Source organism: Celeribacter sp. (assembly GCF_048261515.1).
Classification (GTDB): Bacteria; Pseudomonadota; Alphaproteobacteria; order Rhodobacterales; family Rhodobacteraceae; genus Celeribacter.
Genome location: NZ_JBLXFZ010000002.1, coordinates 305,052 through 325,602 on the forward strand (window position 1 = coordinate 305,052; position 20,551 = coordinate 325,602).

At 58.3% G+C, this 20,551-nt stretch carries 18 protein-coding genes and 1 tRNA gene; 15 read left to right on the top strand and 4 right to left on the bottom strand.

All coding sequences use genetic code 11. From position 1 onward, the window contains the following. Positions 1–9 precede the first annotated feature (9 nt). From ACN0SC_RS06330 to ACN0SC_RS06340, 3 genes are read left to right on the top strand one after another with little or no spacing between them, the layout of a single operon-like run. A complete protein-coding gene (locus tag ACN0SC_RS06330; protein WP_417248958.1) occupies positions 10–1,020 on the top strand; it encodes a branched-chain amino acid ABC transporter permease in 1,011 nt (336 codons plus the stop codon). Continuing rightward, positions 1,017–2,318 (top strand): branched-chain amino acid ABC transporter permease, encoded by a 1,302-nt coding sequence (locus ACN0SC_RS06335; protein ID WP_417248814.1) that lies wholly within the window; start codon positions 1,017–1,019, stop codon positions 2,316–2,318. Before ACN0SC_RS06330 ends, ACN0SC_RS06335 begins: the two co-directional genes overlap by 4 nt. 3 nt (positions 2,319–2,321) lie before the next feature. Further along, positions 2,322–2,903, top strand: coding sequence for a nucleotidyltransferase family protein (locus tag ACN0SC_RS06340; protein WP_417248815.1), 582 nt, complete (start codon positions 2,322–2,324; stop codon positions 2,901–2,903). 125 nt (positions 2,904–3,028) lie between these two features. Here ACN0SC_RS06340 and ACN0SC_RS06345 read toward each other — a convergent pair whose 3' ends face one another. Both ACN0SC_RS06345 and ACN0SC_RS06350 read right to left on the bottom strand, forming a co-directional pair. Further along, complete coding sequence (locus ACN0SC_RS06345; protein WP_417248816.1) at positions 3,029–5,728, bottom strand: Hint domain-containing protein; 2,700 nt, start codon at positions 5,726–5,728, stop codon at positions 3,029–3,031. 894 nt (positions 5,729–6,622) lie between these two features. Further along, positions 6,623–6,709: transfer RNA gene (locus ACN0SC_RS06350), tRNA-Leu, on the bottom strand. A 255-nt stretch (positions 6,710–6,964) separates the two neighbouring features. Here ACN0SC_RS06350 and ACN0SC_RS06355 point away from each other — a divergent pair. The 10 genes from ACN0SC_RS06355 (at position 6,965) to gluQRS (ending at position 17,794) form a co-directional block, all read left to right on the top strand. Further along, the gene (locus tag ACN0SC_RS06355; RefSeq protein ID WP_417248817.1) at positions 6,965–7,543 is read left to right on the top strand and encodes a YqaA family protein; all 579 of its coding nucleotides are present in this window, start codon (positions 6,965–6,967) and stop codon (positions 7,541–7,543) included. Next, positions 7,540–8,028: a disulfide bond formation protein B gene (locus tag ACN0SC_RS06360; protein WP_417248818.1), complete on the top strand. Its 489-nt coding sequence runs from the start codon at positions 7,540–7,542 to the stop codon at positions 8,026–8,028. The genes ACN0SC_RS06355 and ACN0SC_RS06360 overlap by 4 nt, the downstream gene beginning before the upstream one ends. Positions 8,029–8,150: 122 nt before the next feature. Then, positions 8,151–10,913 (top strand): DNA gyrase subunit A, encoded by a 2,763-nt coding sequence (gyrA, locus tag ACN0SC_RS06365; RefSeq protein WP_417248819.1) that lies wholly within the window; start codon positions 8,151–8,153, stop codon positions 10,911–10,913. A gap of 210 nt (positions 10,914–11,123) precedes the next feature. After that, the gene (locus tag ACN0SC_RS06370; protein ID WP_417248820.1) at positions 11,124–12,002 is read left to right on the top strand and encodes a hypothetical protein; all 879 of its coding nucleotides are present in this window, start codon (positions 11,124–11,126) and stop codon (positions 12,000–12,002) included. A 299-nt stretch (positions 12,003–12,301) separates the two neighbouring features. Further along, positions 12,302–13,207 (top strand): hypothetical protein, encoded by a 906-nt coding sequence (locus ACN0SC_RS06375; protein ID WP_417248821.1) that lies wholly within the window; start codon positions 12,302–12,304, stop codon positions 13,205–13,207. Positions 13,208–13,471: 264 nt separating this feature from the next. Beyond that, complete coding sequence (locus ACN0SC_RS06380; protein ID WP_417248822.1) at positions 13,472–14,272, top strand: hypothetical protein; 801 nt, start codon at positions 13,472–13,474, stop codon at positions 14,270–14,272. Between the two features lie 136 nt (positions 14,273–14,408). Then, positions 14,409–15,290 carry a hypothetical protein gene (locus ACN0SC_RS06385; protein WP_417248823.1) on the top strand — a complete coding sequence of 294 codons (882 nt, stop codon included), beginning with the start codon at positions 14,409–14,411 and terminating at the stop codon, positions 15,288–15,290. A 91-nt stretch (positions 15,291–15,381) separates the two neighbouring features. Then, positions 15,382–16,731, top strand: a complete 1,350-nt coding sequence (gene trmFO, locus ACN0SC_RS06390; RefSeq protein WP_417248824.1) for a methylenetetrahydrofolate--tRNA-(uracil(54)-C(5))-methyltransferase (FADH(2)-oxidizing) TrmFO — start codon at positions 15,382–15,384, stop codon at positions 16,729–16,731. Between the two features lie 12 nt (positions 16,732–16,743). Continuing rightward, complete coding sequence (locus ACN0SC_RS06395; RefSeq protein WP_417248825.1) at positions 16,744–16,947, top strand: hypothetical protein; 204 nt, start codon at positions 16,744–16,746, stop codon at positions 16,945–16,947. Between the two features lies 1 nt (position 16,948). Further along, positions 16,949–17,794, top strand: a complete 846-nt coding sequence (gene gluQRS, locus ACN0SC_RS06400) for a tRNA glutamyl-Q(34) synthetase GluQRS (RefSeq protein ID WP_417248826.1) — start codon at positions 16,949–16,951, stop codon at positions 17,792–17,794. Between the two features lie 41 nt (positions 17,795–17,835). Here the strand turns inward: gluQRS and hisI are convergent, their stop codons facing one another. Then, positions 17,836–18,222: a phosphoribosyl-AMP cyclohydrolase gene (gene hisI / locus ACN0SC_RS06405; RefSeq protein ID WP_417248827.1), complete on the bottom strand. Its 387-nt coding sequence runs from the start codon at positions 18,220–18,222 to the stop codon at positions 17,836–17,838. Positions 18,223–18,286: 64 nt separating this feature from the next. Between hisI and ACN0SC_RS06410 the strand changes: the two genes are divergently transcribed. Both ACN0SC_RS06410 and ACN0SC_RS06415 read left to right on the top strand, forming a co-directional pair. Next, entirely contained in the window at positions 18,287–18,745 is a 459-nt protein-coding gene (locus ACN0SC_RS06410; RefSeq protein WP_417248828.1) for an iron-sulfur cluster assembly scaffold protein, read from the top strand. A gap of 42 nt (positions 18,746–18,787) precedes the next feature. Next, on the top strand, positions 18,788–20,194 hold the full coding sequence (locus ACN0SC_RS06415) for a methyl-accepting chemotaxis protein (RefSeq protein WP_417248829.1): 1,407 nt from the start codon (positions 18,788–18,790) through the stop codon (positions 20,192–20,194). Between the two features lie 232 nt (positions 20,195–20,426). Here ACN0SC_RS06415 and ACN0SC_RS06420 read toward each other — a convergent pair whose 3' ends face one another. Then, positions 20,427–20,549, bottom strand: coding sequence for a hypothetical protein (locus tag ACN0SC_RS06420; RefSeq protein WP_417248830.1), 123 nt, complete (start codon positions 20,547–20,549; stop codon positions 20,427–20,429). Between the last annotated feature and the right edge of the window lie 2 nt (positions 20,550–20,551).

Below are 20,551 nucleotides of genomic sequence, written 5' to 3' on the forward strand. Positions count from 1 at the left end.
ACAGATATGATCGACCTACTCAATGCCCTTGTGGCGTTTACCAACTTCGTGATCGTGCCCGCCACCGCCTATGGTGCGCAGCTTGCGCTTGGCGCGCTCGGGGTCACGCTGATCTACGGCATCCTGCGGTTCTCCAACTTCGCCCACGGCGAATTGATGGCCTTCGGCACGATGATCGCGGTTTTGTTGACCTACCTGTTTAAGGGCTGGGGCCTCTCGCTGGGGCCACTGCCAACAGCACTTCTCGCCCTGCCCTTCGCGATCGTGGCAACCGCGCTGCTGGCGCTCTTTACCGACCGCGTGATTTACCAGTTCTACCGACGGGTCAAAGCGGCCCCCGTGATGCTGGTGATTGTCTCTATGGGTGTGATGTTCGTGATGAACGGCATGGTGCGCATGGTGGTTGGCACCGATGACCGCCGCTTCGCCGATGGCGAACGGTTCATCATCACCGCGCGGAACTTCAAGGAATGGTCGGGGCTTTCCGAAGGTCTGGCGATCCGCACCACGCAGGTCATCACGTTGGTCACAGCCGTGATCGTCGTAGCGGCGCTCTTCTACTTCCTCAATCGCACGCGGACGGGGAAATCCATGCGGGCCTATTCCGATAACGAGGATTTGGCGCTGCTTTCGGGGATCAACCCTGAACGGGTGGTGATGATAACATGGATCATCGTGGGCGCACTGGCTGCAATCGCAGGCACGCTCTACGGCCTCGACAAGAGCTTCAAACCGTTCACATTCATGCAGCTTCTTCTGCCGATCTTCGCCTCGGCCATCGTGGGCGGGCTTGGAAATCCACTGGGTGCGATTGCAGGCGGGTTCGTGATTGCCTTCTCCGAGGTGACACTGACCTATGCCTTTAAGAAGGTCGTCACTTACCTCGGCCCCGAAGGCTGGGCTCCTGACGGGCTCGTGCAACTGCTCTCGACGGATTACAAATTCGCCGTGTCCTTCGCGATCCTGATCATCGTGTTGCTGTTCAAACCTACGGGTCTCTTTAAGGGGAAATCGGTATGACCATGTCGCGCACACCTCTCTATTTCGCCGCAATGGCCGCACTGATCCTCGCTGTGGGCTTCCTGCAATCGTGGAACTCGGCGCTGTTCATTCTCAACTTCGGCCTGATCTCCGCGATCATGTCGCTCGGCGTGAACCTCCAATGGGGGTACGCGGGCCTGTTCAACGTCGGTATCATGGGCTTTGTCGCACTTGGCGGCGCAGCCGTTGTTCTCACCTCCATGCCACCTGTCAAGGAAGCATGGTCGGCAGGCGGCGGGCAGGTTCTCTTTGCCCTGCTTGCGGGTCTGGGCGTGATTGTCGGTGCGGTTGTCCTGTGGAAGAAACTCGCAGGCGTGAAGGCGCGCGGGATCATTCTCGCCGCGTGGCTCATCATCGGCTTCTTTGTCTTCCGCGCTCTCTTTGATCCTGCCGTAGAAGCCATCGAAGCGATCAACCCGTCGCAAACGGGGTATCTGGGCGGCGCCAACCTGCCCGTATTGCTTGCATGGCCTGTGGGCGGACTTCTGGCTGCGGGGGCCGCGTGGATCGTGGCCAAGACCGCACTTGGTCTGCGCTCGGACTACCTCGCGATTGCAACCCTCGGCATTGCCGAGATCATCATCGCAGTGATGAAAAACGAGGACTGGCTGACCCGTGGCGTGAAAAACGTCAACGGTCTGCCACGCCCCGTGCCATACGAGATCGATCTGCAACAGGCGGAGTGGTTTACCTCGCTTGCCGCACGTTTCGGCGCCGATCCTGTCACGGCGTCCTCTATCTTCGTCAAGCTAAGCTACGCGGGGCTATTCCTCGCAGTGATCATCCTGATCGTTCTGGCTATGGAACTGGCGCTGAAATCGCCATGGGGCCGCATGATGCGCGCCATTCGCGACAACGAGACCGCCGCCGAAGCCATGGGCAAGGATGTCACGGGCCGTCACCTGCAAATCTTCGTTCTAGGGGCCGCGATCTGTGGTCTTGCGGGCGCGATGATGACCACGCTCGACGGGCAGCTCACACCGACAACCTACCAGCCGCTGCGCTATACCTTCCTCATCTGGGTGATGGTGATCGTTGGCGGATCGGGGAACAACTGGGGCGCCGTTCTTGGCGGGATGCTCATCTGGTTCCTTTGGGTAGAGGTTGAGCCGATTGGCACATGGCTCATCAACCTGCTCACCTCGGGCCTGGCCGATGACAGCCCGATTAAGGCAGGTATGCTAGAACGTGTCGCGTATATGCGCCATTTGATGATGGGCGTGATCCTGCTCTCGGTTCTGCGGTTCAGCCCGCGCGGTCTTCTGCCAGAGAAGTAAGTGATGCGTGTGCTCGCAGGAATTGCTGCGGCGGGTGCTGCGCATCGCGCGGGGTTTGACAAACTGGCAACGCCAATTGCGCGGGATGGGAGCGACACGCTTCTGTCCCGCGTGCTTTTTGCGGCAGCGGGTTTGGATATTTTGGTGGCCTTACCGCCACGAAATACGCCCTATCATGCAGGGCGGCGGGCAATTATAGAGCCCCTACCCCATGTCGAGGTTCCTGAAAGAAACGGCATGTCTGGCAGCCTGAAAGCGCTTGCGCGCGCGGCACTCGACGGAGGCTATGATGGCTTGCTCGTGATGCTTGCCGACATGCCCGACATAGGTGCAGGCGACATAGCCAAACTCCTGCGGGTCTTTTCCGATTTTGGCGGCGCGCGGATCGTGCGCGGTGCTACAGAAGACGGACACGCGGGACATCCGATCCTGTTTCCCGCGCCGCTCCTTGTCGAGTTCGCTGCCCTTTCAGGGGATCAGGGCGCGCGCGCTATTGTCGAAGCGCACAAAGCAAAACTCGTGGTGTTGGACGGAAATGCGGCATTGCGTGACGTGGATACACGGGCGGATTTCGACGCCTTGTAGGCGCACGCGCGGCTTGCTGCGGATCACCTCACAAAACGCGAAAAGCCAGACGCCCCAATCCCCACGGGGTGTCTGGCCTGTTTTTCGGACCAATGCCGACGGAGCGTGATGCAGGTTTGCGGGCCTTATTCGGCCAGCAACGCCGCCTCGTGTTTGCGCAGGATCCGCCGCGCGGTGACAAAGCCCTCACGAGCCTCTTCGTCGCGCAATTCGGGGAAGAGAGCGAAGATCTCTTCGCGGCTTTCTTCGCCAATACCAGACAGGGTGTAGTCACCAGGCTGGAAGCTTTCCGACCATGTACCATCGGAGAGAACAACTTCGTGACGGTCGAACATGATGTGGACATAGGTCACATCCGTCGCCCCGACCCGCTCAATGCCTTCACGGCCCACAAGGTGCTTCGCAGCAACAAGAACCTCGTGTTCCTCGAAAAGCAGCGCGGCTTTCTCGGAGACCATCAGCATACGGTGGTTCGGCGACACGATCATATCACGTTCCGGCAGACCCAAGCCAAGAGCGCCCTTGCGGATGCGCACGGGTGCAAGCTCCATGCGCGAGGTCATTTCCTCGGCCGTCATGGACTTTTGGCCGACCCAGCGGATCACCTGCATACCGTTGTCGCGGGTAATTACCTTGTCACCCACCTTCAGCGTCTCAACCGCGCGTTCCCCTTGGGGTGTTGCGATCAACGTGCCTGGGGTGAAGCAGGGAATGATTTCCTCGATGTTGGTGTAGTTGATGTTGGCATAGGTATCAGTCGACGCGTTGTAGAGCGTTACCTGACCGTCGAAGCCGTTGCCATCGCTGTCATCGTTCTGGACCGTATGGGTGATGGTCCAGCCGTTTGCGAGCATATACGACAGGTCGAGCGTGTCCCAGTCGAGACCGCCAGAGCCGCCGTGAACAGTGGTGTTATAGCCGCCCGATGGGGTGCCGATTTCATCAATGATGATGAAGTCGTTGTCGTCACCGCCAGAGAGAACATCGTTCTCGCCGCCGCCGTGCAGGGTATCCGATCCTGCGCCACCTTCGAGATGGTCGGTGCCCGCGCCAGCATAGAGGGTGTCGTCGTCAATGCCGCCGTCGATAAAGTCATTGCCGTCACCACCATAGATCAGGTCGTCATCGTCCTGACCATAGATGGTGTCGTTGCCGGCACCGCCATAGATGACATCCTGACCATTCTCCGGCTCAAGATCACCTTCGTCGTCCGGAATATTCAGGCTATCGGGATAGGCTGGGTGAAGACCGCCATAGATGGTGTCGTCCCCGTCTCCGCCATGAATTGTATCGGAGCCTTCGCCGCCAATGATCGTATCATCGCCAGAGCCACCGAGGATCGTGTCGTCGTCGAGACCACCGTCGAGATAGTCATCGTCAGCGCCACCGTCGATGTAATCCGCATCATCCCCACCATAAATGGTGTCGTTGCCAGCCCCGCCGTAGAGCGTATCCTTGTCATTGTCGGGATCACCATCCTCACCAGTCGAGCCGTAGCCACGATCCGGCAGACCGGTTGGACCGCCAATGATCACATCATCGCCGTCGCCGCCGTTAATCGTGTCATTGCCATCACCACCGTCGAGGTAGTCATCGCCACCCGCGCCAGAGATCGTGTCATCGCCACCCATGCCAAAGAACTCATTGGTGTAGGTGTCGGAGGGGCTCGTGCCTTCGTGATCGAAACCTGTGAGCGTATCGTCATATTCGGAGCCGATCACCCCGTCGATACCGCCTGCGATGGTGTCGTTCTCTGCGTCACCGCCAGAGAGGATCGATGTGGACAGGTCAACATTCACCGCTGCATCAGACGCGGAATAGTCGATGTTGTCCTGACCTGCGCCGCCATTAAACGTGTCAGCCCCCGCGCCTCCGATGAACGTGTCGTCCCCGTCACCACCGTAAAGCGTGTTGGTGCCGCCGCTGCCTTGCAACGTGTCGTCGCCTGCGCCGCCATAGATCGTATCGTCGCCACCTGCCCCGTCGATCGTGTCGTCACCGTCATTGCCGTAAATCACATCAGCCCCATCGGTGATCTGATCACCATCGGCATCCGTGTAACCCAGCACCATGTCTTCGCCGTCGTTGGTTCCGTCAACAACGCCATCTGGCACAGGACCGGTGAGAATATTCTCATCAAAGACAGCGACATAGCCGATTTCGCCGTTGAAATAGTGATTGTAGGCCCCGTCGTTGTATTCCTCCGCACCGATGGTCCAGCTTTCATCATCGTTGTCGGTGATGTCCATCGTCAGGCCAGTGCTGTCGAAGTCCTCGGAGTAGGTCTCGCCCGTGGTGAGGTTCTCAACCACGAAGGTGCCCATCCCGTCGTCGTCCCAGCTGTAGGCCACGCGCACATCGTCACCCACCGACGAAAACCCGTCCGCCGTCGAGAGCGACACTTCGGTGCCATGATCGTTGTGATAGGCGGTCACCGCACCCGATTTGGTGACCTGAATTTGAAATGCACCCTCCCATTTCGCATCACAGGTTTCGCCGCGCGACACGATCGTGTCGGGCGAAGAGCCAACGTGCGAATACTGGGTGAACTGTGCCTGAACCGTCCCCTGCGACAGGTCGAAAGGCGAATCCTTGCCCTTGACGTCGAAACGGTCGTTTCTGCCGTCAAGAACGAGCGAACCGTCTTCCGCATCAGCGCCGCAGTAGAAGGTACCATACTGTGCAATCCCGTCAGCCAGGCCCGTGTCCGCGTTTTCGTCGGACGGTGCGAACTCCCACAGGCCGATCAGATGCTCGGCGTAGTCCGTATCCAGAGTGGTTTCGTCGACTTGGTTGTTCGTGCCGGGTTTACACCAATATGTCATCGTATCTCTCCAGTACAGCGCGGCGCGCTCGGGTTTATGCGGCCGCACAAAGGCGGGTGTCAGCCAATGCCACGCTTGGAGAGTTCGGATATGTCACGAAGGACGATATGAGACCGCGCATGGCGCAGGCAGAAACCCGCACCAACGGTCAAAACACCGCATATGGCGGTGCATCAAGTCGCTAGCAGCACGCAAAACCGTTACCCGATTTTGCGACAACCACACGGACACGCATATCGTCGAACTGACAAAGCTCGACTTCAAACGTGGCCGCCCCCGTGGCCTATGAATGCCCCCCAGTTGGGCAGCTTCGGATAGACCATTGCCCTAGCGTAATCGCAACTGAAATTTTGGCAAAAACGTGACGTCATTTAGAACAAGGGCACAATTGCGCCCCAATTCGGGGGGCGGATTTAGTAGGGGTATACTTAAGTATGATAGGGGTTAAGATATTGTTATTATAGCGTTCTTAACCAATCCAAATCTCGGTCCGCCTTGATGCCTAATTGCCGTATTTCATACTTTCGGACTATTGCCCTTAGTCGGGAGTGCCTCAAGGCCGCCACAATTAGAGGTAGAGTCACCCTCGCGAAGCGCCTCTGTAAACGAATCGTTTCCTCTAGCGAAACGCACGATCGCCCCCGTGATTCCCGATCGGTAAACCCTTGGCGTGTGCACGTTTCTCGTTGGGCAACAATTTGCGAAAATCAGTGATTGCGGTGGCGAACGGACGCCGATCCTCACCACGCTCTCCCTCAATGTGCGAGCTGAACGGCACGAAATAACACAACACAACCGCACGCCACGTCTGGCCCCTGCCCTGACGCCTCACGACACACACGACAAAACACCCGCATGAGGCGGGCGATCTATCGGCGGGACAAATTGTCGGAATGGTACCCGTGGCCGGACTCGAACCGGCAAGCCTGTTACAGCGGGGGATTTTGAATCCCCTGTGTCTACCAATTCCACCACACGGGCGAAGTAGCGCGGGTTTAGCCCGAAGCTCCACAGTCGTCCAGAGGAGAAATGCACGTGGGGAAAATTCCTTTGCGCAACCCCCTTTCCTAGATCCCTCGCGTCGCGACACATTTCCGTGCGCCACTTCCATACAGCGCGCGTGTGTGGGGATTTGCGTCCTCGCCTGACTTGACCCCGCGTGCTTTTCGGGGCCTAAAGTGTCGCAAGGATGAAAAAGCCCGACGAGATCGGGCCGCAGAACAGGCAATAGGACAGATGATGAGGCGGCTCTACGATTGGACCCTGTCGCTGGCACAGAGCCCGCAGGCCCTATGGGCGCTGGCCCTTATCGCGTTTATCGAAAGCTCTGTCTTTCCGATCCCGCCAGACATTCTCATGATCCCCCTGATTATCGCGCGCCCGCGTGAGGCGTTCAAAATTGCAGGGATTGCCACAGTGGCCTCGGTCGCGGGCGGGATGCTTGGCTACTGGATCGGTTACGGCGCCTTCGAGAGCATCGGCCGGCCCGTTCTGGAGTTCTACGGCAAGGACGCCTATTTCGACGAATTCGCGGCCAAGTATAACGAATGGGGCGCGTGGGCGGTGCTGATCGCGGGGGTGACACCCTTCCCTTACAAGGTGATCACCATTCTATCGGGTGCCACTTCTCTCTCCCTGCCCGTCTTTATGGTGGCCTCAGTCGCAGCGCGGGCCTTGCGGTTCTTCGTCGTCGCGGCCCTGTTGTGGAAATTCGGCGCTCCGATCCGTGACTTTATCGAGCGCCGTCTCGGGCTGGTCTTTGCCATTCTCGTTATTCTCTTGCTGGGCGGCTTTTATGCCGTGAAATACCTATGACCAATCTTCTCGACCGACTGAACCGTCTGACCTACGCCGCCCTTGCAGGGCTGGGCTCGTTCTCCATCCTCATGGGCGCTTTCATGTTTCAGGCCATAGGCTATGCGCCCTGTGCGATGTGCCTATGGCAGCGCTGGCCCCATGCGATTGCCATCCTGCTTGCTCTGACCTTCGTCGCGACGCGACGGGCGTGGCTCTTACCTCTGGGAGCGTTGAGCATGGCGGTCTCGGCGGGGATCGGCTTCTACCACACAGGCGTGGAGCGCGGCTGGTGGCTGGGTCCGAGCTCTTGCACAGGCGGCGGCAACAATCTCGGCGCACTGTCGCCGGATGCGCTCCTTCCGGGGGCCTCGCCTACGGAAAGCATCGTGATGTGCGATGAGGTTGTCTGGGATCTCTTCGGCCTGTCGATGGCCTCTTATAATGTGCTGTTTTCCATTGCCTTCGCGCTGATCTGGCTCTTGGCATGGGACAAGCGCGACTGAGGGAGGCTTGCGCGGGGCCCTGTTTGCGATCCGCCATTGCACCCCATATCCCGTATGCGCTAGACTGCACAGCAACATCATATTGATCTGACAGAAGATCGCATAAACGACAGGCGGACAACGTGAGCGACACTCCCCAAACCCCTGAAAACGAAGACGAAAAACCGCGCACGCCAATGGCGTGGGACGGCCCCGATATCTCGATCACGCAGGAGATGAAGTCGAGCTACCTCGACTATGCCATGTCGGTGATCGTCAGCCGTGCCATTCCCGACCTGCGCGACGGTCTCAAACCCGTCCATCGCCGCATTCTCTACGCGATGTATGAGGGGGGCTATACGCCCGACAAATCCTACCGCAAATCAGCGAAATCCGTGGGTGAGGTCATGGGGAACTACCACCCCCACGGCGACAGCGCGATCTATGACGCGCTGGTGCGCATGGCGCAGCCCTTTTCGATGTCCCTCCCCCTGATCGACGGTCAGGGTAACTTTGGCTCGATGGATGGCGATAGCCCTGCGGCGATGCGTTATACCGAGGCGCGGCTCGAAAAGGCGGCGCTCTCGCTTCTGTCCGACATCGACAAGGACACTGTCGATTTCATGCCCAACTACGACGACAAGGAAACCGAACCAACGGTTCTCCCTGCGCGTTATCCCAACATGTTGGTCAACGGCGCGGGCGGGATTGCGGTTGGTATGGCGACGAATATCCCGCCGCACAACCTTGGCGAAGTCATCGACGGGACACTGGCGCTGATCGAGAACCCCGATCTGTCGACCGAGCGGCTGATGGAAATCATCCCTGCCCCCGACTTCCCGACGGGCGGGATCATCCTTGGCCGCTCTGGCGCACGCAAAGCCTATCTTGAGGGCCGTGGCTCCGTGGTGATCCGCGCCAAGACGCGCGTGGAGGAAATCCGCAAGGACCGCTACGCCATTGTCGTGGACGAGATCCCCTATCAGGTGAACAAGGCCACGATGATCGAAAAGATCGCCGAGCTTGTCCGTGAGAAGCGGGTCGAGGGCATCGCCCACGTTCAGGATGAATCCGACCGTGTCGGCGTCCGCGTGGTGGTCGAGTTGAAACGCGACGCAACGCCCGAAGTGGTGCTCAACCAGCTCTACCGCTTTACGCCGCTGCAAACCTCCTTCGGCTGTAACATGCTGGCGCTCAACGGCGGGCGGCCCGAGCAGTTGACGCTCCGTCTCTTCCTTGAGCATTTCATCACCTTCCGCGAAGAAGTTGTTGCGCGCCGCACGGCGTTTGAATTGCGCAAAGCACGGGATCGGGCGCATGTGCTGTGTGGTCTGGCCGTGGCGGTTTCCAACGTCGACGAGGTCGTGGCCACGATCCGCTCCTCCGCCGATGCCGCCGAGGCGCGAGTCAAATTGATGGAGCGCCGCTGGCCCGCGCAGGAGATCCTGCCCTATATCGCGTTGATCGACGATCCGACGCATAAGGCCAACGACGATGGCACCTATAACCTGTCCGAGACACAGGCCCGCGCGATCCTTGATCTGCGTCTGCAACGCCTGACCCAGATCGGGGTCAAGGAAGTCACTGACGAGTTGCAAGAGCTCGCGGCCAAGATCAAAGACTACCTCGATATCCTCGCCTCACGCGAACGGATCATGGAGATCATCTCTAACGAGTTGCGCGACGTGCGTAATCAATTCGCCGTTCCTCGCCGCACCGAGATCACCGACTGGTCGGGCGATATGGACGACGAGGATCTGATCGAAAAAGAGGACATGGTTGTGACCGTGACCCAATCCGGTTGGGCCAAACGCACCCCGCTGGCCGACTACCGTGCGCAGAAACGCGGCGGCAAGGGGCTGTCGGGCATGGCGACGAAGGACGAAGACGTGATCACGACCCTCTTCGTTGCCAACACGCACACACAGCTTCTGGTCTTCACCGATGACGGTATGGCCTACAAGCTCAAGACCTGGCGCCTGCCCCTTGGCGGTCGCACGGCGAAGGGCAAGCCACTCCTGCAAATCCTGCCCATTCCGCAAGGTGTGTCGATTGCCGCTATCTTGCCGATTGATCGCGACGAGAAGGAATGGGACGACCTACAAATCGTCTTCGCCACCTCCAAAGGCTCGGTGCGCCGCAACCGCCTGTCGGATTTCACCAATGTGAAGTCCAACGGCAAGATCGCGATGAAGTTCGAGGGCGACGATGAAGGCACCCGCCTAATCAACGCACGGATTTGCGACGAGGGCGACGACGTCATGCTCGTGACCTCGTCGGGCCGCGCGATCCGCTTCCCTGTCACGGACGTGCGTGTCTTCAACTCGCGCAGCTCCACAGGTGTGCGCGGGATCAAACTCGTGAACGATGGTGACGAGGTGGTTTCAGCCTCCGTCATCCGTCACTTCACGGCCGAGAGCTACGAGCGTCAGGCCTATCTCAAAATGCGCCGCCAACTGGCGGGCGCGGACGAGATCGAAGGCACGGACGACGACGAGGAGGTTTCCGAAGGTTCCATCAGTATGGAGCGTTTCGAGGAGATGAAAGAGGCCGAAGAACTTCTGGTGACGATCACCACGGGCGGCATCGGCAAACTCACCTCCAGCCATGACTACCCCGTGCGCGGGCGTGGGGGTCAGGGCGTGACCGCGATGGAGAAAACCATGCGCGGCGGTCCCATCGTGGCCTCCTTCCCTGTAGGCCTTGAGGACCAGATCATGCTGGCAACCTCCAAGGGCCAATCCATCCGCTGCCCCGTTGAAGGCATCTCCTTCCGCTCGCGTGGCGCGGGTGGTGTGAAGGTGTTCAATACGGGCAAAGGCGAGGAAGTCGTCTCGGTCGCATGGATTGCGGAGACCGACGAAGACACCGATTCTGACGACACCGCCCCTTCGACCGAGGCGTGAAACACAAGGGGCGCACGTATAACGTGTGCCCCCTCCTCCTTCCGCAATTCTAAAGCATACATCCTATCGGTTTCCGTTGCGGAGATGAGACACTCCGCGCACTCCCGTGGTTTACGTATGGGAAGCTACTGAGATCGTGTCTAAGATTTATGCGGTAATATTAGTTTTAACGGTAACTATTTTTCACCCACATATTTTAAGGATTGGGCAATGAAACATACCCTACTTCTCACATCTGGTCTGATCGCACTTGCAGGTGCGGCAACGGCAGAAAACACCTACCTTCACGGCGAACTTGGATACTCCGAACTGAGTTTCGACGGCGGTCCAACTGTTAAGCTAACCAAGGGTGTTCTTGGCGCTGGAGGACGCGTGAACGCGTTTACCTACGACGTTGCACTTGCCGTGCGCGGCTACGACAGTGTTGGGTTCACCGACGAAATCACAAATTTCTCGGCGATGCTCGGCTACGACATCACGCCCAATTTCACAGTTGTGGCAGGTGCTGAACGGATAGATGTAATCTCCGATACGATCGATCAATACAGCATCGGTGCAGAGTATCATTTGAACGATTACACCTTCGGCTTGGTCTACAATGACTTTGACGATGAGGAAATGTTGGTTGGTTTTGCGACCTATGATGCGTCGAATTACGACGCCTATATCAGCTATATCAACGTTAACGGCAGCAACGACATCATCATGGCTGGCGTCGAATATCAGGCAGGGGCATACGAGCTTACTGCAGATGCCCTGACCATCTTGGACGGTGGCGACACCTCCATCGCCGCGCTCACTGGTGCCTACTATTTTGGCAACAATTTTCGCGCAACAGGCGAACTCGACTTCGGTGATATCTATGGCAGTAGCTACAGCCGCGTCCAAATCGGTGGTGGCTACCAGATCATGGAGAATACCTGGCTGGACGTGAATGCGGCCCGTTGGGATCTCGATGGCGACAAGATCAGCTCCTTCGAGCTGAAAGTTAGCTACGAATTTGGTGATCGCGAGATTGATAGCGCAGTTGGCAATTTCAGCTACACCGATCTTTATAACACCTTCCCGATCTTCGAAATAAGCATATAAGCGTCCTCGTCGCATCGTTCAGAATTGAAAGGGCCGCCCCTGAGGCGGCCCTTTTTTTGCGCGAAGCGTGTTGCACCAACATCAGATAGCGTTGCGAGATGAATTAAGGTGCGAATCCAAGGATTTCCCGCATGACGTGTGTCCCTTCATCCGCCACTCTACTTGCGGTTTTCATATTTGCACAATTGCGTTGCGCCTATGAAACACTGGTGTTTTTGTTGCCAATTTTAACTATGCAGACACGGGAGCGGACCGTATCTCATCGGTAGTTTGTTTTTGCTTGCACAAAGGAAGCTAGTATGACCCGCAACCTCCTTCTTACCTCCGCACTCGTCACTTCGAGCCTCGTCGCCTTTTCAGGCGCTGCGTCAGCACAGGGCCTCACCTATGGCTCCGTGGGCGTAAGCTATTTCGACACCGACATCGTCGGAATGGATATCAATGCTCACGTTTTGTATGGTGACTTCGATTACGTGTCCGGCCCGCTGTCCTTCACAGGCGGCGCATCGATGGGCGGCATTGCAATGGGATTGGCGAGCATCGACGTCTCAACCCTTTCGCTGACAGCTGGCTATGCGATTCAACCTGGCATCACGGTTTACGCAAGCCTCGGCATGATAGATCCTGAATTCGTCAGCACCATGGAGACATATGGTCTGGGTATTGAGTACCAAACGAACACATTTGGTGTTGCTCTGGACTATTCCCGTATGGATGACGCCGACGTCGACATCTACACACTCGCCGGTTATTATAAATTCGGTGACTCGACCGTGTATGGTAGCTACTCCGACATGGAAGGCACTTCCATGAACTCGTTGGGCTATACCTACGATGCAGGTGTCTGGGATGTCGACGTAGCGACTATGTGGACCGAAGATTTCGACACGGGCCTGACCGCATTTGGTGGCAGCTATGACGTAACCGATGCGATCAGTGTCGGCGGCGGCATCATCACCTTGAATGACGAGATGTTCGATTACGGCGTCATGACCATTGGTGCTACATACCACATCGACGAAACACTGTCCCTTGAAGCAAACTACGGCAAGGGTTTCGGCAGCGGCTTTGACGCAAACAGCTTCAACGTCGCGTTCACATGGGAAACAGGCGATCGCCGCCTGCGTGTGCTCGACGAAGTCAGCAACATTGCCAGCGATGTCTCCCCGCTCTACGACCTGACCGAGATTATCGGCGGGCTGTAAGAACGGGCTTTAAGCCAAACAGTTTTGAAAGGGCCGCCTCTAAGGTGGCCCTTTTCTTTTGATCTGGTTGCACGCATGGCCGATTTTCCTGCGAATTGTGCTCGCGCATTGGTCGCCGCCACCAAATCTCTACTCTAATTCTCGCCATTAACCATCTGGTAACATTCTTCTTAGTTAACGATGGGTAAATGGGGCATGTCTTGGCCAGACAATGCGACGAGGTGCAACGCACGTCGGTCGTTTGAAACGAGAAGGTTGCCTGTCATGACATATCGCCCACCGATCCGCGCCACCATTGCCGCTGTGGTTCTTGGCGCATTCACCTTCATCCCCATTGCATCCTCCGCGCAAAGCGGGATCGGGTTTCAGGACGCACAGGTGGCCGTCACCTACGGGCAAGGCAAGACCACGATCGTTCAACAGGCCGACGCCTCGGTCGATGTCGCCATCACACGCAGCCATGGGCTTCAGCTTGATCTCGGGGTTGCAGATTACCCCGATGCCTACTTCGGCCAGATAGGTGCCCATCTCCACCTCGCACCGGGTAACAGCGCAAAATACGGACTCTTTGCGCGCTATGCCGACCCCAAGCGCCGCGCATCGTGGGACGTCTCGGTTGGTGTCGAGGGCATGTGGAATTTCGGACGGGCCTTGAGCGTGGAAGCGCGTGCGGGTGTGGGTGTCATGGCCCCCCAGAGCAAGGACTACATCTTCGCCGATTTCCGCGGGCGACAGACCTTTACCGACACCTTCGGGATCTACGGCGGCTACAGCATCATGGACATGCAGGAGAAAAGCCTCACCGCCCGTGCGGGCACCCTGTCACTTGGCGTGACCTATGCCATGCCCAATGCGCCCGTCGAACTATCCTTGGGCCTTGAGCATGTGACGGTAAACGGGGACGTCTCCGTGGACAGCGAGGTCCGCCTGACAGGTATGATCACCATGCACCTCGGCGCACCCCGTGCCGCCACGGCGGGCGTGCGGGAGCGCCGTTTCACCCCGACCCGCCCCCTGAATGCACTGCTGACCCACGACCTTCTGGACCTCTCCACAACGCGATAGGCGCCTGCGCACAAAAAACAATCAATCAAAGCGCGACAAAATGCGCATACAAGACCTCTATACGCGAAAAGTGGTGGCCCAAGGTTTTTTCAAGGACTAAAATATTCATACTTAACTCATGAAATAGAGGTCTTTAATGAGCCGTACTACCCTATTTGTCGCTAGTCTCTTGGTCTCAGCACCAGCCGCCGCATTCGCCGAGACCACGTATCTTTCCTTCGGCGCAAGCTACAACACCTTCTCAGCGGGAAGTTTCTCCGCAAATGTCACACGCCTTGACGCCGCCTACGAAGGGCAAATAGACAAGCTGACCTATGATGTCGTCGTGTCGAGCAACCGTTACAAAGAAGGCTCCTCCGACCATACGTTTAGTTCACTCGACCTTCTGCTCGGATACGACGTTTCCGACGCCCTGACCATTCTTGGTGGCGTGAGCGTGTCAAATCCCTACGATGACGACACTGTCACATTGTCCATCGGAGCCGAATATGCAACGGGTCCATGGACTTATGGGGGCATAGTTAGCTCTACTCGCGTCGACGGTGACAGCAGTGAGCTGGGAGAGCTTTATGTTGATTACAACAGCGGCCCCTTCGAAGCATACGCGTCGGTGTTGGTCAACTTTGATGAAGAAAGAGACACGTTCTACCGCGCAGGGGTCGCCTATGAGAATGATGCTTTCGATACGAGTCTCGATGCCGTCATGGGGGACGATTACTCAATAATCGAAGCCGCTGGAAAATATAACATCAACACGAATTTCCGTTTGTTTGGGTCCGTCGGCGCCTTCCTTCTTGAGGACGAAAATATCTATGAAACGCGGATTGGCGCTGGCTACATGGTTTCTGACAATCTTTGGATCGACGGGTTTTACAACCGTATGTCGGGAGACCTCGAGACCGGAGATGGCTTCGGCATCATGGTCAGCTATGAGTTCGGTAGTCGCCGTTTGCGCGCTGCGGATCGGCTGACAACCTATTCGGAAATCGCCAATAAATTTCCATTCCTCGGCACATAGGTTCGGGAGCACTCGGGCTGGATTGGAAAAGGGCTGCCACGTGCAGCCCTTTTTGCTTTTCTAACTGTGCCTGTCGGGCTACATCCGCCCTATGACAGAACAGATTTTACACATCGTCGGCGGCGGCATGGCCGGTTCCGAGGCTGCATGGCAGGCCGCCAATCTTGGCGTTCAGGTCGTGCTTCATGAAATGCGCCCCGAAGTCGGGACATTCGCGCATCAGACGGGCAATTTCGGGGAGATGGTCTGCTCCAACTCCTTCCGCTCCGATGATGACGAGCAAAACGCCGTGGGGCTGCTGCATTGGGAAATGCGGGCGGCGAACGGGTTGGTGATGGGAGCGGCGGATGCCAACAAACTGCCTGCGGGCGGGGCTTTGGCCGTGGACCGTGACGCCTTTGCCGAGCACATCACTGCGCAGATCAAGGCGCATCCGAATATCTCCGTCGAATATGGCGAGGTCTCCGACCTGCCCTCCGAGGGGCTTTGGCTCTTCACCACCGGCCCACTGACCTCCCCCGCGCTTGGCGAGGCGATTGCCAAAGAGACTGGCACAGACCGTCTGGCTTTTTTCGACGCCATTGCACCGATTGTCTATGCCGACAGCGTCAACATGGACGTGGCATGGATGCAATCGCGCTATGACAAGGGCGAGACCGAGGAGGAGCAGAAAGCCTACCTCAACTGCCCGATGACCAAGGACCAGTATGAAGCCTTCATCGACGCGCTTCTGGCCGCAGACAAAACCGAGTTCCACGAGGGTGAAACGGCGGGCTATTTTGACGGATGCCTGCCCATCGAGGTCATGGCCGAACGCGGGCGCGAAACCCTGCGCCACGGTCCGATGAAACCTATTGGATTAACCAATGCCCATGATCCCGAGAACAAGCCCTATGCCGTAGTGCAACTGCGCCGCGACAATGCGCTTGGCACGCTTTACAATATCGTGGGCTTCCAGACCAAAATGAAATACGGCGCGCAGACCGAGGTGTTCAAGATGATCCCAGGTCTGGAGAACGCCTCTTTCGCGCGTCTGGGCGGCATCCATCGCAACACTTTCCTCAACTCGCCGACGCTTCTCGACGAGCAGATGCGCCTGAAGTCGCGGCCCAACATCCGTTTCGCAGGTCAGGTCACGGGAGTAGAGGGCTACGTGGAAAGCGCCGCAATGGGGCTTCTGGCGGGCCGTATGGCTGCCGCCGAGTTGCGCGGCGAGACCCTGCCCCCGCCGCCCTTCACCACCGCCATGGGCGCACTTGTGAACCACATCACGGGCGGCGCGGAGGCCAAGACCTTCCAGCCGATGAACGTCAACTTCGGCCTCTTCCCGCCGCTCGACGGGATGCGGGGTGGCCGCAAGGGACGCAAGGAGCGTTACAAGGGCTACACCGATCGTGCCAAAGAGGATTACACCGCGTGGCTCGACGGCCAGCCAAGCTAGGAGTGGCGCGCGATGAACTACCTCCTTGCGATCTTCCTGCCGCCCCTGTCGATCTTTCTGACAGGGCGGCCCTTCGTGGCGATCCTGACTTTCCTGATCTGGGTGCCCGCGATTATCTTCTCGGGCGGGTTGACCCATCCGATGTTCATCGTCCTCGCGTGGATTTTGATTTTTCAGGCGCGTGAAGATCGCAGAGACCGCCAACGGGAGCGCTGAGATGGGGCGCTTCGTTACCCGCTTTGCCCCCTCGCCCACGGGGCCGCTGCACCTCGGTCACGCCTATTCTGCGATGATCGGGCATGACATGGCGCGCGCTGCGGGCGGACGGTTTCTCTTGCGGATGGAAGATACCGACCTTGAGCGGTCAAAGCCCGAATGGGCAGCGCTGATCGAGGAGGATTTGACGTGGCTCGGGATTACGTGGGACGGGCCAGTGCTGTCGCAGGCCGCGCAACTGGACAGCTACAATCCCGCGCTTGAACGCCTTACAGAGATGGACCTGCTCTATCCCTGCTCCTGCACCCGCGCCGACATCCGCGCCGCCCTCGCAGCCCCACAGGAGGGCGTGGCTTATGATGTCTACCCTGGCATATGCAAGGCCCGCTCGATGGAAAGCCGCCAGTCGGGGGATGCGCTGCGCCTGCATCTCGACCGCGCCTTGGAACGGCTCGGCGGGCAGGAGATCACTTTTGACGAAACAGGCCCCACGCACAAAGGCCGCCACGTGATCGACCACGCCCATGCGATTGCCACGATTGGCGATGTGGTGCTGTCGCGCAAGGGCGAGAACATCGTCGCCTATTTCCTCGCCTCCGCGCTTGATGACGTGGCGCAGGGGATCACCCATGTGGTGCGCGGCGAGGATCTTTTCGACTTCACGGCTATTCAGGTAATCCTGCTCACCCTACTCGGCCACCCCATTCCGACCTACCACCACCATACACTCATCCGCGACGAAAACGGCAAACGGCTGGCCAAACGGGACGACGCCCGCGCGATCTCGAAATATCGCGAAGACGGGCTAACCTCTCAGGACATCCGCGAAATGGTGGGGCTGGCGTGAGTGTTTTGGCAGCAAAGTAGCGCCGTTGGTGGTCTCTGGCCTTAGTGATCCGCCATCGGCTTCATCAACTCGACCACCTCACCCTCGCGCACCGCGCGGTAGAAGCAGGAGCGACGGTTGGTGTGGCAGGCAGCGCCGGTCTGATTGACCAGAACGAGCAGGCAATCACTGTCGCAATCATAGCGGAAATCGACCAACTCCTGCACGTGACCCGAGGTCTCGCCCTTGATCCAGAAGGACTGACGCGAGCGCGACCAATAGGTGACTTTCCCCGTCTCCAGAGTCTTGCGAACGGCGGCCTCGTTCATCCAGGCCATCATGAGGACCTCACCACTTGTATGGTCTTGTGCGATGGCGGGGATAAGCCCCTTGTCGTCATACTTCAGTTGAGCGGCATCAAATTTGCCGAAATACTCTTCGGAGCACATGACCTGTCCTTTCCAAGCGGGAGAGTTGGCCCTATCTATGAGGTTCGATCATGAAAGGCAAACCATGTCCGTCGACCTCGCCCAACTCTACTCCGCGAAGCTCCTCGCCTTGACGACGCAGATCCCCCATCAAGGGCGGCTCGACGCACCTCAAGCCAGCGTGCGGGAACGTGCGCCGCTTTGTGGCTCGACGGTGACGGTGGACCTCGACATGGAAGACGGGCGCGTGGCGCGCTTTGCGCAAGACGTGAAGGCCTGCGCTCTGGGTCAGGCCTCGGCTGCGGTGCTCGGTAGCGTTGTCATCGGCCGCACACTTGAAGAGCTCGAAACCGCACGCGACCAACTCGCCGCCTTTCTCAAGGAAGATGGCCCCGTGCCCGACGCGCCGTTCGAGGGATACGAGGTGCTTTTGCCCGCACGCGACTATAAAAACAGGCACGCTTCCATCCTACTGTCAGTGACAGCCGCCGCCGCTGCGGCACGGATCGCGCAGGAAAATGACGGTGCCTTAACGGTCAAGTAACCGATCCTGCGCTATGCCTTCACACAATGTTGGAGGCTTTACATGATTCCAAATCCGGACTTTGACGCGCATAGCGCCGCAGATTCCCGTCTGTCTGACCTCGCCCGCCTCGCAGGACGGCTCGGCTACGAGATTGTCGATATCGCCGGATTCTTGGACACGGTGGACGAGCAATCGCGGGCACAAATCGCGATCCTGCGTCAGGTTGAGGGATCGGCAAAGGGCGTGCTGGAGGCCAATTCGGCGGTGCGCGCGGCCCTTGAAGAGGTCACATCCGTGACCGAGCAGACGCAGACCACCGTCGAGGGGTCGATAGACTTCGTGCGCACAAGCGGTCAGAAGTCCAACTCTGTTGCCGCATGGGTCACGGCGGTTTCCGATAGGATGCAGAAGGTGGCAGCCTCATTGGAAGCAGTCGAAGCCAACAACGCGATCATCGCCGACATCGCACGGCAGGTGAATATCCTCGCCATCAACGCAAAGATAGAGGCCGCGCGTGCAGGCGAGAGCGGACGGGGATTTGGCGTGGTCGCCGAGGCCATCAACGAATTGTCGCGTAAAACCGCACAGGCCGCCGAGGGCATCGAGGAAAATGTCACCACGCTTTCGACATGGGTCGGCAAGCTCAGCGACGAAGCCAAAAGTGTGTCCCACGACGCGACGGCCGTGCTTGATGGTGCCGAAGAAACCGACCGCGTACTTGGCGAAATCGCCCAAGGGGTCGAACGCACATCGCAGGCCACGCGCACGATGGGCAGCGAAGCCGAGAAAGTGCGCACCGCTGTTGAGGAATTCGAACCCGCCTTTGAGAAAATCGGACGTTCGGCCGAGAAAACCGCGCAGGGTATCCACGAGGCACATGACCGCGTGAACAAGTTGATCGACACATCCGAGGACATCTATCGCACTACCGTCGATCTGGGCGGGGCCAGCGAGGACGCCGAAATGATCGACGTCACCATGACGGCTGCGCGACAGATAGGTCAGGTCTTCGAAGAGGCGGTCGCAACGGGTCGCATATCCATGGAGGCCTTGTTTGACCGCACCTATACCGAGGTGCCCGACACAAATCCCGTGCAATATCTCGCGCGTTTCACGGAGTTTACCGACAGCGTCCTGCCCGCCATTCAGGAGCCAATCGTCGCGAGGTCGGACAAGATGGTGTTCTGTGCCGCAGTGGACCAGAACGGCTACCTCCCCACCCACAACAAGAAATTCTCCCAACCTCAAGGCAGCGACCCCAAATGGAACGCAGCCAACGCACGCAACCGCCGTATCTTCAATGATCGTGTGGGGTTGAAGGCGGGCACCAATGAGGAACCGTTCCTTTTGCAAGTCTACAGGCGCGACATGGGGGGCGGCAGCTACATGATGATGAAAGACCTCTCGGCTCCGATTGTTGTTAAGGGCCGCCACTGGGGCGGTTTGCGCGTGGCCTACAAGTTCTGAAAACCAACCTCGGAACCTGCGTGATGATGGCCCTACCCATTCTCGAAATGCATCGCACCATCATTCAAAAAAACCGCCGCACTTCGGGGACGAAGGCGGCGGTAAGGTGTTGATCTGCGACCGGATGGGAGTGGGATGAGGCACCACTCTCTGACGGGAACAGGAAAAGGTCAGCGTCCGGGGAACGAACGGATTGGTCGTGGGGTCAGATCAAGGGCAGAAAGCAATTCGGTCAGACAAAGGCAGGCAGAGACAGGCTCGCCATCAGGATCACCAGAAGCGACAAAGCGCCGAGGGCATCTTCGACAAGTGTGCCGCGTGAGCGGGCGACGATGTCTTTGAGTTCGTTCAGCATGG

What these genes read in the sequence shown, in the direction of transcription:
- ACN0SC_RS06335 (WP_417248814.1), top strand. Translation starts at nt 1,017, where the DNA reads ATGACCATGTCGCGCACACCTCTCTATTTCGCCGCAATGGCCGCACTG.
- ACN0SC_RS06340 (WP_417248815.1), top strand. Translation starts at nt 2,322, where the DNA reads ATGCGTGTGCTCGCAGGAATTGCTGCGGCGGGTGCTGCGCATCGCGCG.
- ACN0SC_RS06345 (WP_417248816.1), bottom strand. Translation starts at nt 5,728, where the DNA reads ATGACATATTGGTGTAAACCCGGCACGAACAACCAAGTCGACGAAACC.
- ACN0SC_RS06355 (WP_417248817.1), top strand. Translation starts at nt 6,965, where the DNA reads ATGATGAGGCGGCTCTACGATTGGACCCTGTCGCTGGCACAGAGCCCG.
- ACN0SC_RS06360 (WP_417248818.1), top strand. Translation starts at nt 7,540, where the DNA reads ATGACCAATCTTCTCGACCGACTGAACCGTCTGACCTACGCCGCCCTT.
- ACN0SC_RS06370 (WP_417248820.1), top strand. Translation starts at nt 11,124, where the DNA reads ATGAAACATACCCTACTTCTCACATCTGGTCTGATCGCACTTGCAGGT.
- ACN0SC_RS06375 (WP_417248821.1), top strand. Translation starts at nt 12,302, where the DNA reads ATGACCCGCAACCTCCTTCTTACCTCCGCACTCGTCACTTCGAGCCTC.
- ACN0SC_RS06380 (WP_417248822.1), top strand. Translation starts at nt 13,472, where the DNA reads ATGACATATCGCCCACCGATCCGCGCCACCATTGCCGCTGTGGTTCTT.
- ACN0SC_RS06385 (WP_417248823.1), top strand. Translation starts at nt 14,409, where the DNA reads ATGAGCCGTACTACCCTATTTGTCGCTAGTCTCTTGGTCTCAGCACCA.
- trmFO (WP_417248824.1), top strand. Translation starts at nt 15,382, where the DNA reads ATGACAGAACAGATTTTACACATCGTCGGCGGCGGCATGGCCGGTTCC.
- ACN0SC_RS06395 (WP_417248825.1), top strand. Translation starts at nt 16,744, where the DNA reads ATGAACTACCTCCTTGCGATCTTCCTGCCGCCCCTGTCGATCTTTCTG.
- gluQRS (WP_417248826.1), top strand. Translation starts at nt 16,949, where the DNA reads ATGGGGCGCTTCGTTACCCGCTTTGCCCCCTCGCCCACGGGGCCGCTG.
- hisI (WP_417248827.1), bottom strand. Translation starts at nt 18,222, where the DNA reads ATGTGCTCCGAAGAGTATTTCGGCAAATTTGATGCCGCTCAACTGAAG.
- ACN0SC_RS06410 (WP_417248828.1), top strand. Translation starts at nt 18,287, where the DNA reads ATGTCCGTCGACCTCGCCCAACTCTACTCCGCGAAGCTCCTCGCCTTG.
- ACN0SC_RS06415 (WP_417248829.1), top strand. Translation starts at nt 18,788, where the DNA reads ATGATTCCAAATCCGGACTTTGACGCGCATAGCGCCGCAGATTCCCGT.
- ACN0SC_RS06420 (WP_417248830.1), bottom strand. Translation starts at nt 20,549, where the DNA reads ATGCTGAACGAACTCAAAGACATCGTCGCCCGCTCACGCGGCACACTT.